The sequence below is a fragment of the Streptomyces sp. NPDC048523 genome (assembly GCF_043199815.1).
Classification (GTDB): Bacteria; Actinomycetota; Actinomycetes; order Streptomycetales; family Streptomycetaceae; genus Streptomyces.
Genome location: NZ_JBICWQ010000003.1, coordinates 442644 through 456538, shown reverse-complemented (window position 1 = coordinate 456538; position 13895 = coordinate 442644). Strand labels below are relative to the sequence as shown.

The following is a 13895-nucleotide window of genomic DNA, read 5'->3' as shown; positions in this document are numbered from 1 at the left end:
CATGAAGATCCACAAGTACGACACCGTCATCGTCGGCGCCGGTGGCGCGGGCATGCGCGCGGCCATCGAGTCGACGAAGCGCAGCCGCACCGCGGTCCTGACCAAGCTGTACCCCACCCGTTCCCACACGGGCGCCGCGCAGGGCGGCATGGCCGCCGCGCTGGCCAACGTGGAGGAGGACAACTGGGAGTGGCACACCTTCGACACGGTCAAGGGCGGTGACTACCTGGTCGACCAGGACGCCGCCGAGATCCTGGCGAAGGAGGCCATCGACTCGGTCCTCGACCTGGAGAAGATGGGCCTGCCGTTCAACCGCACCCCGAACGGCACGATCGACCAGCGCCGCTTCGGCGGTCACTCCAGGAACCACGGCGAGGCCCCGGTCCGCCGCTCCTGCTACGCGGCCGACCGCACCGGCCACATGATCCTCCAGACGCTGTACCAGAACTGCGTCAAGGAGGGCGTGGAGTTCTTCAACGAGTTCTACGTCCTGGACCAGCTGATCACCGAGGTCGACGGCGTCAAGCGCTCGGCCGGTGTGGTGGCGTACGAGCTGGCCACCGGTGAGATCCACGTCTTCCAGGCGAAGGCCGTGATCTACGCGTCCGGCGGCTGCGGCAAGTTCTTCAAGGTGACGTCGAACGCGCACACCCTGACCGGTGACGGCCAGGCGGCCGTCTACCGCCGGGGCATCCCGCTGGAGGACATGGAGTTCTTCCAGTTCCACCCGACCGGCATCTGGCGCATGGGCATCCTGCTGACGGAGGGCGCCCGCGGTGAGGGCGGCATCCTGCGCAACAAGGACGGCGAGCGCTTCATGGAGAAGTACGCGCCGGTCATGAAGGACCTCGCGTCCCGTGACGTCGTGTCCCGCTCCATCTACACGGAGATCCGTGAGGGCCGCGGCTGCGGTCCCGAGGGCGACCATGTGTACCTGGACCTGACCCACCTGCCGCCGGAGCAGCTGGACGCGAAGCTCCCGGACATCACCGAGTTCGCGCGCACCTACCTCGGTATCGAGCCGTACACGGACCCGATCCCGATCCAGCCCACCGCGCACTACGCGATGGGCGGCATCCCGACCAACGTCGAGGGTGAGGTCCTGGCGGACAACACGACGGTCGTCCCGGGCCTGTACGCGGCCGGCGAGGTCGCGTGCGTCTCGGTGCACGGCGCCAACCGCCTCGGCACGAACTCCCTCCTGGACATCAACGTGTTCGGCAAGCGGGCGGGCATCGCCGCCGCCGAGTACTCCCAGAAGGCCGACTTCGTCGAGCTGCCGGAGAACCCGGCGGAGCTGGTCGTCGCCCAGGTCGAGCGCCTGCGCGACGCGACGGGCACCGAGCGCGTGTCGGTCATCCGCCGCGAGCTGCAGGAGACCATGGACGCGAACGTCATGGTGTTCCGCACCGAGCAGACGATCAAGACGGCGGTCGAGAAGATCGCGGAGCTGCGCGAGCGCTACCTGAACGTCTCGATCCAGGACAAGGGCAAGCGGTTCAACACCGACCTGCTGGAGGCCATCGAGCTGGGCAACCTGCTCGACCTGGCCGAGGTCATGGCGGTGTCGGCGCTGGCCCGCAAGGAGTCCCGCGGCGGTCACTACCGCGAGGACTACCCGAACCGCGACGACGTCAACTTCATGCGCCACACCATGGCGTACCGCGAGGTGGGCGACGACGGCACCGAGTCCATCCGTCTCGACTACAAGCCGGTCGTCCAGACCCGCTACCAGCCGATGGAGCGTAAGTACTGATGGCAACCCCGACCCTGGACAAGGCGGACGCGGCCGGCACGCCCGAGCCCGGCTTCGCCGACTCTCCGTACATCACGGCCACCTTCCGCATCCGCCGCTTCAACTCGGAGGTCTCGGGGGAGGCGACCTGGGAAGACTTCCAGCTGGAGATCGACCCGAAGGAACGTGTCCTCGACGCCCTCCACAAGATCAAGTGGGAGCAGGACGGCACACTGACCTTCCGCCGCTCGTGCGCCCACGGCATCTGCGGTTCGGACGCCATGCGGATCAACGGCAAGAACCGCCTGGCCTGCAAGACCCTGATCAAGGATCTCAACCCCGAGAAGCCGATCACGGTCGAGGCCATCAAGGGCCTGACGGTCCTCAAGGACCTCGTGGTCGACATGGACCCGTTCTTCCAGGCGTACCGCGACGTCATGCCCTTCCTCATCACGAAGGACACGAACGAGCCGACGAGGGAGCGCCTCCAGTCCGCCGAGGACCGTGAGCGCTTCGACGACACGACGAAGTGCATCCTGTGCGCGGCCTGCACCTCCTCGTGCCCGGTCTTCTGGAACGACGGCCAGTACTTCGGCCCGGCGGCCATCGTCAACGCGCACCGCTTCATCTTCGACTCGCGTGACGAGGCGGGCGAGCAGCGCCTGGAGATCCTCAACGACCGCGACGGCGTGTGGCGCTGCCGCACGACCTTCAACTGCACGGACGCCTGCCCGCGCGGCATCGAGGTCACGAAGGCGATCCAGGAGGTGAAGCGAGCGCTGATCACGCGCCGCTTCTGATCTCCGTTCTCCTACGGTGAGTTGGGCCCCGTATCCCGGTTCGCACCGGGGCGGGGCCCTCACTCGTTTTCCGGGCGTCCGCCTCCACTCCCTGGCACCGGCCGCACGCATCAGCCGCACGGCCGGCTCAGGGTCACCGGAGAGCAGGGGATGGATGGGCTCGATGAAGGCCCGTTGACCCACCAGGGACTTCTTCAGCTGCTTCAGGTTGCGGGCACTGAAGGAGACGGTGCCGCGCTTGTCCACGATGCCTGCGGCGATGGCGAGTTGTTCGATGCCCACCGTGAACCGGATGGATTCCGTCCGCAGGGCGGCGTTGATGTCCACGGACCCCTCCCGCTCCTCCAGGTAGACCCCGTACTCGACCGCCCCTCGCGTGTAGGTGGAGACGGGCAGCACCCTTTCGCTCTCGACCGGCCCTTCCAGGCCCAGCCTTTCCGCGAGCTCTGTGAACGCCTCGCGCACTTCGGCGAAGAAGACTCTCGGTGACGGCACGGTCAATTCCACCTCTCCCGCACGATCCGGACCCGAAGGAGCGAACGTCGGCCAACTCCCCTGTCAACTCTGTGACTTGTGGTGCTCCAGTTACAGAATGGCGGCATGGCACTCCTGAGAAAAACCGCCGCTGCACTGTGTGCCGCCGCAGCGGTACTCCTCGCGATACCCCCCACTGCCTCCGCGACTCCCGCTCCCCACGGCACATTGGCCCGGGAGAACTTCGACCGGCTCCCCCTCGGTCCCGTCACCGGAGGACGCGGCTGGTCCACCGACACCGCCGACGGCACGATGACCGTCGTCCGGGGCGCCCCGGGGCACGGGCGTGAGCTGCGGATCCGTACCGAGGGCAACGGTCGGGCCTTCCTCGTGTTCGATGGGCTCTCCGCGCCCGGCAACAGCTTCTGGGGGCGCGTGCGGCTGCGGGTCGTGGGCTTTCCCACGGCGCCGGACTGGGCCCACTGGACCATCGCCGAGGCGTCCGGGGCGGACTCGCCGACGCTGGTGCGGCCGCTCGGCGGGCAGTTCGTGCCGAGCGACGGCGGCAACTTCTGGGGCGTCGGGTCCGATCTCGGGCCCACCGGGGACTGGACTGCCTGGAAGACCTCCTCGCCGGCCGTCGCGGGGAAGTGGCAGTGCGTCGAGTTCCATCTCGACGCCGGCGACAATCGCGTCACCGTGTACCTGGACGGCGTGGAGCAGTCCGGCCTGACGGTGTCCACCAAGGAGCACGGGGGGACTGCGGACGACTTTGTCTTCCCCGCCTTCGACAGGCTGAAGCTGGGCTGGCAGCTCTACCAGGCGAACCCGACCCCTTCGTCGTACGACATCCGCATGGACGACATCGCACTTGACACCCGGCGAGTGGGTGGGTGCGGAAAAACCGTCGGCTGAATTCGGGATTGCGTCGGTGAACGGGGCGTGATCCACTGCGGCGGTCATGAGTTGGGGGCCCGGTGAGGGCCGGGGGCGGGGGAGGCAGCGGTGCGTACCGCTGGAGAAGAGATCGTGTCGTCGTGCCCGCAGTGCGGGGTGGAGATCCGTACGGACAGGCGGTTCACCACGTGGTGTGCCGCCTGCGAATGGAACGTGGATCCGCAGGGGCCCGGTGAGGGGAAGCGCGGGCTGGACGGCGTGCGTCACAGGCTGGCGCAACGGTACGGCGCCCGACTGTTCGACGAGCTGAGCGCCGAGGACGCGGGCCGGCGGACCCGGCGGACCGCGTCGGGTCCGCTCGCCTACGCGATCGCGCTCACCGTGCACGGCCTGACCCTCGTCCTCGCCGCGGTCGGCGTGTGGGGCCTGGTCCGTGGCTGGGGTGGGCTCGGCATGGCCTTCGGGCTGTTCTTCCTGGCACTGGCCTGGTCACTGCGACCGCGCCTGAACCGGCTGTCCGAGGACGACCGCGTGCTGCTGCGAGACGACGCGCCGGAACTGTACGCACTCGTCGACGAGGTCGCCGCCGCCATGGGCACCCGGAGCGTGGACGCCGTCGTCGTCGACGTGGAAGCCAACGCGAGCGTGACCCATCTCGGGCTGCGGCGCAGGCTCCTGACGCTGGGGCTGCCGCTGTGGGAGGTGCTGAGCCCTCAGCAGCGGATCGCGCTCCTGGGCCACGAGCTCGGTCACTTCACCCAGGGCGACACCCGGCACGGCATGGTCGTGGGCACCGCCCTGAGATCGCTGAGCACTTGGCTCTACTACGTCCGGCCCACGCCGAACCCGAACGTGATCCAGGCCATCGCCAACCTGGCCTGCGTTCCGCTGCGCCTGCTGATCATGGCCGTCATGGCGCTGCTCGACCTGCTGACCGCACGGGTCTCCCAGCGCGGTGAGTACCTGGCCGACGCGGCGGCGGCCCGCGCCGGTTCCACCGAGGGCGCGGTCGGTCTGATGGACCGCCTGATGGTCACCGACTCGATCGTCACCACCCTGCACCGCGAGATCAACACTCGCCGGCTGCGCGGGTCGGCCCGGAGCGGCGAGCGGAACTCCGACGACCTGTGGGAAGCGCTCACCGCCCATCTGGACTCCGTCCCGGAGTCCGAGTACGAGCGGCAGCGCCGGGTCGGTGCGCTCCGGGGCCACAGCGTCGACGCGAGCCACCCGCCGACCCATCTGCGGCGCCGGCTCCTGCTGGACGGTACGCCGGTGCCCGCCCTGGTGACGGCGGACACCGGCCGCTCCGAGCGCATCGCCGGTGAACTGGCGGACCTACGCGGGACGCTGGCCCGTGAGGTCGTCAGGGACGGTTACGGGAACCTGTGACGGCCTCTTGAGCCGGCCGCTCACAGCTGGCTCAGGATCGTCGGGTCTGTGATCCGCGTGTCGTCCGCCAGCATCATCGCCTTGCTCAGGATGACCGCGAGCAGGCGGTCGCCCTCGTAGGGGAGGTAACCGGCCTGCGGGGCGGACGGGTTGGACTTCGGGACGATGCAGAGGTACTGGTCGTTCGGGGTGCGCAGGATGTTGCCCGAGCCGAGGTGGATCTTGTACGTGTGGCGGTCGCCCTTGACGTGGAGGAAGCGGCCCTCCAGGGTGCAGCGGTCGGCTATCGCGAGCCTCGGGATCAGGCGGTCCAGGAGGAGGCGGCGCGTCTCCGCGCTCTGACTGAGCTCTCCGAAGCCGTACGACGTCCAGTACTCCTGGAAGCGGCCGCCGGGGCCGCCGTCCTGCCAGGTGGGGTCGTTGCCGATGCTGGCCACGCCGACGAACAGGTCGACGTCGCGCAGGACTTCGGAGAGGACCAGGGGCGGGATCCGCGTCAGCGGCAGGGGATCCACCGGGTCCTCGCCGTCGCGCAGCCACATGCGGTACTCGCCGCCCGCGCAGTGAGCCGAGTTCCCCGGGGCGTCGATCGGGTAGAAGCGGACCTGGTCGGTGCGCAGGCGCAGAAAGGTGCCGGAGTCGGTGATGTCCGTGTAGTCCTCGCCGCCCTCGCCCTCGATCCAGTACTCGGCGCGCAGGCCCCAGCGCGGGAGGTCGCGGACGGGCGGCGGGGCCTCGTCGTCGACGGCCAGGCGGAGTTTGTTGCGCCAGCCCCGCGCCGCCGCCAGGGAGTGGAACTGGTGCTGGCGCAGGACGTGGGCCGCGAAGCGGTTGGAGTAGGTGCCGGTGGCGCGCTCGGCGTCCGTCAGCAGGTAGACCTCTCGGTGGGCCTGCTTGAAGGGTTGTGTCACTCCGTGGCGTTCCAGCCAGTCGCGCCAGGCGACGATCTCCGCGGGGGTGTGGTCCACCGGGTGCCAGAGGCGGACGTCCGTCCCGTCGGTGACTGCGGCGTCCGTGACCGTGCGCAGGGCGCCTTCGGCATAGCCGACCGTCGTGCCGTCCACCGTCCACAGGAGGCGGCGGGCCAGGGTGCCGACCAGGGGATGGTCCAGGTAGCGCTCGCGCCAGGTGGCGTAGGACCAGGTGCGGTCGGCCAGGAACTGGCGGTCCAGTCGCTCGCTCTGCGCCGAGAGCATCCTGTCGATGTCCTTGACGGTCGCCTTGAGCTCCTTCAACTCCTCCGCGTGATCCCGTCGTACGGCGGCGGGCACGGTCCTCACCGGCTTGCCGCTCGCGTTGTGCCAGGTCAACACGGCTTTGGTGCCCTGGACTTGGAGGACCGCGGTCGCCTCGCCGAGCCGGTGCTCCGCGTGTCCGACCCCGGTCAGGCCGTATGCCGGTACGGCCAGTTCCTCGATCTCCTCGCGGCTGAGGCCCAGGGCGACGGCGCGGGCCTCCAATGCCGCGTCGAGCAGTTTGGCGGTGTTCTTGTACGTCACCCTGGTGGCCAACCGGGCCAGTTCGGCGAGGGCCGCCTCGCTGTCGACGCGGGCGAGGGCGTTGACCCCGGCGTTGGCGACCTTCGGGTTGCGCGGGCCGAGTCCGGCGACCTTCTTGAGGGACGTCTCGACCAGGACGCCGAGAGCGCGGGCGGTGTCGGGGTGCGGCGGGAGAAGGGAGAGCAGCCAGGCCAGGCCACGCAGCGTGTTCGCGTTGTAGGGGTCGTAGGCGCTGTTGACGTCCGGTTCGTAGCGCCCGCGGTCCAGCTCGAAGGTGCGGGGGCGGCCGACGAGGGCGAGCCAGCGGACCACCGCCTCGCGGACGCGGTCGGGGCCGAGTGTGACGACCAGGGCGGTCGCCTGCTTGTCCCATTTGGCGGAGGGCTTGGCCGCGGTGGCGGTCGCCATGTGTGCGAGCAGTTCCCTCCAGGCGGGGCCGGCGTCGGTCCCGGCATCCCGCAGGGCCTGTTCGGCCCACTCCTCGCCGACGTTGAGGGGCGGCTCGGTCAGCTTCTTCGCCGTCCGGGGCAGGTTGGCGTTGTGGTAGGCGTGCAGGGCGGAACGCCGGACGGTGGCGACGACGGCGGGCGGGATCGGGCGGCCGGCGGCCAGCTCGGCCTCGATGAGGTTCTCGTAGCCGGTGCCGTACCAGAAGGAGTGCTGCCGGGAGATCTCGTCGAGCAGGGACAGGCGTTCGGCGGCCAGGCGGTCGTGGGGCGGCAGGTCGCGGGAGACGATGCCCAGCAGGATCAGCGCGTTCTGCCGGGCGCTCTCGCCCGCCTGTTCCGAGTGGTACTGCGTGACGAGGCCGTCGGCGACTCGCGACCGCGCCTCCGGAGGCAGTTCGCGCACGCGGGCCAGGACGCCGTCCCACAGGCCGCTCCAGTTGCCCCTGTTGGCGATCGCGGCCCTCAGCAGGTCGACGGCGAGCTCCTCCAACGCGTCGTCGGCGACGCGGCGGCCGATCAGGTCCTTGTACTTCTGGATCTCGCCCATGGTCAGCCACCCACCAGCGGGACGAGCTTCAGGAACGTCACCTCGGTGCCGAGCACGAGGTCGATCTCCTCGTCGAGCTCGGTCACCTGACGGTCGCCGACCAGCACCAGGAAGCCGTTGCCCAGGAAGGCCTTGAGGGCGAGCTCGGTCTGGGTCTCGGGGTCCATGCGGCGGGGCGTGCGCAACGCGTAGCCGTTCAGTACGCGTTCGGTGTCCTCGGGCTGGACCAGGCCCTGGAAGACGGCGGGCGTGCGCGCGTTGTACTCGGCGACCTCCTGGAAGACCCGGCGGCGGATCAACTCGCGCACGGCGAGCCGCTCCTCGGCGATCTCCAGACCCCAGCCGTCGCTACGGCTCCCGCTTGTCGTCTCGTCGACGAACGTCACGATTCCCATGCCGAAGACAGTACGAGGCAGCACTGACAACGGGCCCGGACGGCAGTGGGCTAGACGATGTTGCGGGCCACCGTCCAGGCCACGGCCACCGCGAGGACGGCCACCTGCGCCCGGGGACTCAGCGTGGGTCTCCAGCGGCGTCCGTGCAGGCCCGCCCACGCCCAGCGACCCAGCAGGACGAGGGCGTAGGGCGAGGCGAGCAGCAGGGCCCGGTTGTCCAGCCAGGCCTCGGCGAGGTGGCCGTGCATCAGGTCGTACACCATGCGGGTGCCGCCGCAGGCCGGGCAGAGCAGGCCGGTGAGCATGCGGAACGGGCACTGCGGCAGGACGTGGCCGGGCTCGTGCGGGTCGGTGCGGTAGAGGTACCCGGCACCGGCGGCTCCTGCGGCGAGCACCGCCGCCGGTGCCGTCGCGGGGTGGCGGAGCGGGGAGCGCCGTACGGGCACTTGGCGCTCGGTCCCCCGCGCCCTAGCTGCGGAGGATCCGGCCTTGTTCATCGGTGTGGTCGTTCCCGGTGAGCAGGAGGATGCCGTCGATCAGCGACCAGACGCCCAGGCCGCCGCAGGTGAAGAGCTGTGCGAGCCCCATCCCGACGTTGCCCAGGTAGAAGCGTCCGACGCCGAAGCCGCCGAGGGTGAGCTGGAGGATGCCCGCGATGACCTTCGACTTGTCGGAGTACGGCCGTCCGTACGGGTCGTAGCCGTAGGGGGCGTTGGGGTCTCCGGTGTACGTCCCCGGGGGCGGCGGGTAGTAGCCCGGCGGCGGGAACCCGGGAGGCGGGTACCCCGGCTGCTGATAGCCCGGCGGGGGCCCCTGCGGCGGGTAGCCCGGCTGCTGTGGGCCCTGCTGGGGGTCCTGCTTTTCCTGACCCTGCTGTTCGCTCAAGGGAGACTGCTCCTGGGGACCGAAGCGGGAGGACCCGCGAAAAGACGACAATGCGCCCGGTCATCATGCCCGACGACACCGCGTCGCAGAAGCCCGTTTCCGCACCCCCGGCTTAATCTGACGGCATGTCAGATGACCAGTCGTACGAACTGCTCGGTTTCGACAACGTGCTGCTGCCCGTCGGTGACCTCGGCGAGGCGCTCTCCTTCTACGGGCGCGCGGGCTTCACGGTGGGCTTCCGGCTCGACGAGGCCGGGATCGCGCTGCTGACGGTGGGCGGCGAGACGCCCGGGATCCTGCTCCGGCAGGAGGAGGGGCTGGGGCACCGGCCGCCGCCGTGGCCCGCCACACGCGTGTGGCTGGAGGTACCGGACGCCAGGACCGCCGCCCGGGAGCTGCGCACGGCCGGCGTCGAACTGCTCGACGAGCCCTTCTCCGTGGCCACCGGCTGGACCGTCGAGATCGCCGACCCGTGGGGGAACGTCCTCGGGCTCACCGACTACACCAAGCGTCCGGAGCTCGCCCGACGCGCCTGAGGCGCGGCACGCGCACACGTGACGCAGACCTCTTCGCCAACGAGTTGAACACGTTCAAAATCAGGTCTACTGTCTCCCCTGTCAGCGTTTTGAACGCGTTCAAGAAGGGGGAGGCGCATGGACCGCACGGTCGTCGCCTACGTCATCTACCTCGTCGTCAGCATCGCCCTGACCGTCTGGGTGGCCCGCACGCTCAGCAGGAACGGACGGATCTTCCTCGCCGACGTGCTGCGCGGCAACGAGAAGCTCGCCGAGGCCGTCAACCACCTCCTGGTGGTCGGCTTCTATCTCGTGAACCTCGGGTTCGTCGCGCTGTACCTCAGCGGCGACGGCACGATCGAGGACACGCGCGGTGTCTTCGAGGCCCTGTCCACCAAGGTGGGCGTGGTGCTGCTGGTGCTCGGCGTGATGCACCTGGCCAACGTGTACGTCCTGAACCGGATCCGCAGGCGGGGCGCCATGGAGCGGGAGCAGGTGCCGCCGGTCGCGCCGCAGGACTGGGTCCGGGCGTGACGGGCCCGGCAGCCCCGGGCGGGACGGCGGACCGCACCCCGGTCCGCCGGCTCACCGTCCTGTACGACGCCGACTGCTCGCTGTGCGCCTTCCTGCGCGACTGGCTCGTACGGCAGCCGCAACTGGTGCCGCTGGAGATGGTGCCGGCCGGGTCGGAGGAGGCCAGGCGGAAGTATCCCGGGCTCGATCACCGCGCCACCCTGGAGGAGATCACCGTCGTCGGTGACGCTGGGCAGGTCTACCGCGACACCGCGGCCTGGATCGTGACCCTGTGGGCGCTGCGCGAGCACCGGCCGCTCGCCCACCGGCTCAGCACCCCCTCCGGGGCGCGGCTCGCGAAGGGCGCGGTGCTCGCCGCCGCCAAGTGGCGGGGCGCCCCGCGGCAGGGGGGCCGGTGGGACGGCAAGGTGTACCGCCGGGCGGACGGCTGGACGTACGAGGCCGGCCGGGGCTGGGCCCACACCGCGCCGGGGTGCGACGGCGGCGGCTGCGCCACTGGTTAGGCTCTCTTTCCGTGCCTGCGAACAACGAAGGGCCCGACGAGGGCGGTACCACCGGCAAGTCCGAGCCGACGAGCAAGTCCGAACAGACTCGCGCGCTGATCCTGGAGACCGCCATGCGGCTGTTCCGGGAGCGGGGGTACGACAAGACCACCATGCGGGCCATCGCCCAGGAGGCCGGCGTCTCCGTCGGCAACGCGTACTACTACTTCGCGGGCAAGGAACACCTGATCCAGGGCTTCTACGACCGGATCGCCGCCGAGCACCGGGTGGCGGTCCGGGAGCTCCTGGCCCGGGAGAGCGACCTGGAGGCCCGGCTCGCGGGGGTCCTGAAGATCTGGCTGGACATCGCGCGGCCGTACCACGAGTTCGCGGTGCAGTTCTTCAAGAACGCCGCGGACCCCGACAGCCCGCTCAGTCCCTTCTCGCCGGAGTCGGAGCACGCGCGCGTGGAGGCCATCGCCGTACACCGCGAGGTGCTCCGGGGCGCGACGCGGACGAAGGTGCCCGAGGAACTCGAGGACATCCTGCCCGAGTTGATGTGGCTGTCCCAGATGGGGCTCGTCCTGTACTGGATCTTCGACCGCACGGAGGGCCGGGAGCGCAGCTACCGGCTCGCGGAGCGCGGTGCCAAGCTCACCGCGAGGGGCGTGTCGCTGGCCCGCTTCCGGGTGCTCAGGCCGCTCGTACGGGAGGTGCACGAGCTGTTCACGGACTTCCTGCCGGGGATGACGAAGGTGATGCCGGACCCCGGCAGGAAGGCGTAGTCGGGTCAGTTGACGGCGTCCACCTCACCGTCGGCCAGCTCCACGTCGTACACCAGCGGCCCCTCGCCCACGACGACGTGCCGGGCGCGTGAGCCGTACGACGCGGCCGTGGCCGCCAGCAGATACGTCCCGGGCGCCGGGACGGAGACGATGTAGGAGCCGTCGGCCAGTGACTCCACCCGGTCCAGTTGCCGGCCCCCGGCCGACAGCAGCGTCACCGCGGCGCCCTCCAGCGGCTCCCCCTCCGTCGTACGGACGAAGCCGTGGACGGCCGATGCCGGGCCGCCGCTCGCGGGAGCCCCGGTCGGCGCGGCCGCCTCCTCCTTCGGCTCCACCGCCAGGTGCGGCAGCCGCTTCTCCAATCCCTTGGGCAGCCACCAGTTGGAGTCGCCGAGCAGATGCATCGCGGCCGGCACCAGGGCGGTGCGCAGGATGAAGGCGTCCAGGGCCACGGCGGCCGCCAGGCCCACGCCCGCCATCGCCGCCCCGGAGTCGCCGCTGAGGACGAACGCCAGGAACACGCAGACCATGATCAGGGCAGCGGAGTTGATCACGCGACTGGTCTCGGCCAGGCCGACGCGGACCGCGCGGGCGTTGTCCTTGGTGTGGACCCATTCCTCGTGCATCCGGCTGACCAGGAACACCTGGTAGTCCATCGAGAGGCCGAACAGCAGGGACAGCATGATGACCGGCAGGAAGGCGTTGATCGGGCCCTCCTTGCCGAGGCTCAGCAGGTCCAGTCCCCAGCCCCACTGGAAGATCGCCACGAGGACGCCGAAGGAGGCGGCCGCCGCGATCAGGTTCATCACCGCGGCCGTCAGCGGCACCACCAGGGAGCGGAAGGCGATCAGGAGGAGCAGGAAGCCGAGGCCGATGATGGTCGCGATGAAGAACGGGAGGCGGTCGCCGGTGACCGTCGCGAAGTCCTTGGAGACCGCCGTGACACCGCCCACGTGGGCCTGCGCCCCGGCCTGCGGGATCACCTCGTCCCGCAGGGTGTCGATGAGCCGGTCGGTCTCCTCGGACTGCGGTGACGTGGTCGGGACGACCTGGATCACCGTCACGCCCCGCGCGGGCGGCAGCGCGGCGACCCGGGCGACCCCCTCCGTGCCCTGGATGCCCTTGACGAGAGCGGTGGCGTCGCCGCCCTCGGTGACCACCTGGAGCGGTCCGTTGAAGCCGGGGCCGAAGCCCTCGGCGAGCAGGTCGTAGGCCTTCCTGGTGGTCGTCGTGGTGTCGTCGTTGCCCTGGTCGGTCGCGCCCAGGCGCAGCGACAGCACCGGCAGCGCGAGGACGGCCATGACGGCGAGGGCGAGCACGGCGGTCCGGCGCGGGCGCTTCTGCACGCCCGCCGACCAGCGGGCGGCCAGTCCGCTCGTCCGCTCCGGCTCGGGCCCGGTGGCGGCGAGCCTGCGCCGCTGCCGGCGGCTGAGCACCCGCTTGCCCAGGAAGCCGAGGAGCGCCGGCAGCAGGGTGGTGGCCGCGAGGACGCTGAGCACCACGGTCAGCGAGGTGCCGATGACCACGCCGTCCAGGAAGCGCAGGTTGGTCACCAGCATCCCGGCGAGCGCGATGCACACCGTGCCGCCCGCGAACAGCACGGCACGGCCCGAGGTGTTGAGGGCGGTGACCACCGACTCCTCCGGATCCATGCCGCGCAGGACGCCCTTGCGGTGCCGGGTGACGATGAACAGGGCGTAGTCGATGCCGACGCCCAGGCCTATCAAGGTGGCCAGCAGGGGGGCCAGGTCGGGGATGTCGGTGCCGTGGCTGAGCAGCTGCGTCGAGAACAGGCCCATGCCGACACCGAAGACGGCAACGGCGAGCGGCAGCAGCATCGCGTAGAGCGAGCCGAAGGCCAGGAACAGTACGACGGCCGCCGCCACGATGCCGACCATCTCCGCGAGACCGGTGGGCGGCTCCTGCACCCGCTGGATCGCCTGACCGCCCAACTCGACCTGCAGTCCGGCGCGTTCGGCTCCCTGTGCGGTGTCGACGACGTCCTGGACCAGTTCCTTGGGTACGGCGTTCGCCTGGTCGGTGAAGGTGATCTGGGCGTAGGCGATCCGCCCGTCGCCGCTGATCTGGGCCGCGCCCGCCGTGTAGGGGCTGGTCACGCCGCCGACGCCCTTCATGCCGGCGATCTTGTCGAGTGCGGGCTGGACGCGGGACCGTACGGCCTGGTCCCGTACCGAACCCTCGTCGACCTTCCACACCACCGTGTCGGTGTCGCCCGCGCTCTGCGGGAACGCCTTCTCCATCAGGTCGTACGCGCGCTTGGAGTCCGTGTTCGGGAGGGAGAAGACGTTCGCGTAGTCCGTGCCCGCCGTCGAGGCCGAAAAGCCCAGGCCGAACAACGCTCCCACCCACAGCAACAGGACCACCAGCCGGTGCCGGTAACACCACCGTGCCAATGCCGCCACGCTCAACAGCTCCTCACTCGGTCGGTTGGTCCCCCAGGTCCTGCGCAACAGATTCGACGGCGCCGCGCGCGCGTGGGGGCCGC

13 protein-coding genes are annotated in these 13895 nt (G+C 70.3%); 8 read left to right on the top strand and 5 right to left on the bottom strand.

Going from position 1 to position 13895, the window contains the following annotated elements; translation table 11 throughout:
* The first annotated feature begins 1 nt into the window (after position 1).
* From sdhA to ACGFWE_RS17885, 4 genes are all read left to right on the top strand, one after another.
* On the top strand, positions 2-1756 hold the full coding sequence (sdhA, locus tag ACGFWE_RS17900; protein ID WP_352389096.1) for a succinate dehydrogenase flavoprotein subunit: 1755 nt from the start codon (positions 2-4) through the stop codon (positions 1754-1756).
* Positions 1756-2535, top strand: a complete 780-nt coding sequence (locus ACGFWE_RS17895) for a succinate dehydrogenase iron-sulfur subunit (RefSeq protein ID WP_352389097.1) — start codon at positions 1756-1758, stop codon at positions 2533-2535. Before sdhA ends, ACGFWE_RS17895 begins: the two co-directional genes overlap by 1 nt.
* A 600-nt stretch (positions 2536-3135) precedes the next feature.
* Entirely contained in the window at positions 3136-3924 is a 789-nt protein-coding gene (locus ACGFWE_RS17890) for a hypothetical protein (RefSeq protein WP_393600426.1), read from the top strand.
* A 90-nt stretch (positions 3925-4014) separates the two neighbouring features.
* Positions 4015-5298, top strand: a complete 1284-nt coding sequence (locus ACGFWE_RS17885) for a M48 family metallopeptidase (protein WP_393600425.1) — start codon at positions 4015-4017, stop codon at positions 5296-5298.
* Between the two features lie 20 nt (positions 5299-5318).
* Here ACGFWE_RS17885 and ACGFWE_RS17880 read toward each other — a convergent pair whose 3' ends face one another.
* From ACGFWE_RS17880 to ACGFWE_RS17865, 4 genes are read right to left on the bottom strand one after another with little or no spacing between them, the layout of a single operon-like run.
* Complete coding sequence (locus ACGFWE_RS17880) at positions 5319-7793, bottom strand: DUF4132 domain-containing protein (RefSeq protein WP_393600424.1); 2475 nt, start codon at positions 7791-7793, stop codon at positions 5319-5321.
* 2 nt (positions 7794-7795) lie between these two features.
* A complete protein-coding gene (locus tag ACGFWE_RS17875) occupies positions 7796-8188 on the bottom strand; it encodes a hypothetical protein (protein WP_393600423.1) in 393 nt (130 codons plus the stop codon).
* A 50-nt stretch (positions 8189-8238) separates the two neighbouring features.
* On the bottom strand, positions 8239-8685 hold the full coding sequence (locus ACGFWE_RS17870; protein WP_393600422.1) for a DUF2752 domain-containing protein: 447 nt from the start codon (positions 8683-8685) through the stop codon (positions 8239-8241).
* Positions 8657-9073, bottom strand: a complete 417-nt coding sequence (locus ACGFWE_RS17865; protein WP_393600421.1) for a TM2 domain-containing protein — start codon at positions 9071-9073, stop codon at positions 8657-8659. The genes ACGFWE_RS17870 and ACGFWE_RS17865 overlap by 29 nt, the downstream gene beginning before the upstream one ends.
* Before the next feature lie 125 nt (positions 9074-9198).
* Here ACGFWE_RS17865 and ACGFWE_RS17860 point away from each other — a divergent pair, with 125 nt between their 5' ends.
* The 4 genes from ACGFWE_RS17860 (at position 9199) to ACGFWE_RS17845 (ending at position 11389) form a co-directional block, all read left to right on the top strand.
* Positions 9199-9609, top strand: a complete 411-nt coding sequence (locus tag ACGFWE_RS17860; RefSeq protein ID WP_393600420.1) for a VOC family protein — start codon at positions 9199-9201, stop codon at positions 9607-9609.
* A 117-nt stretch (positions 9610-9726) separates the two neighbouring features.
* The gene (locus ACGFWE_RS17855) at positions 9727-10122 is read left to right on the top strand and encodes a hypothetical protein (RefSeq protein ID WP_393600419.1); all 396 of its coding nucleotides are present in this window, start codon (positions 9727-9729) and stop codon (positions 10120-10122) included.
* A complete protein-coding gene (locus tag ACGFWE_RS17850) occupies positions 10119-10625 on the top strand; it encodes a thiol-disulfide oxidoreductase DCC family protein (RefSeq protein WP_393600418.1) in 507 nt (168 codons plus the stop codon). Before ACGFWE_RS17855 ends, ACGFWE_RS17850 begins: the two co-directional genes overlap by 4 nt.
* 11 nt (positions 10626-10636) lie before the next feature.
* Complete coding sequence (locus ACGFWE_RS17845; protein WP_352389102.1) at positions 10637-11389, top strand: TetR family transcriptional regulator; 753 nt, start codon at positions 10637-10639, stop codon at positions 11387-11389.
* A 5-nt stretch (positions 11390-11394) separates the two neighbouring features.
* On the opposite strand, the gene ACGFWE_RS17840 is transcribed toward ACGFWE_RS17845, so the two are convergent.
* On the bottom strand, positions 11395-13803 hold the full coding sequence (locus ACGFWE_RS17840; RefSeq protein ID WP_393600790.1) for an MMPL family transporter: 2409 nt from the start codon (positions 13801-13803) through the stop codon (positions 11395-11397).
* Between the last annotated feature and the right edge of the window lie 92 nt (positions 13804-13895).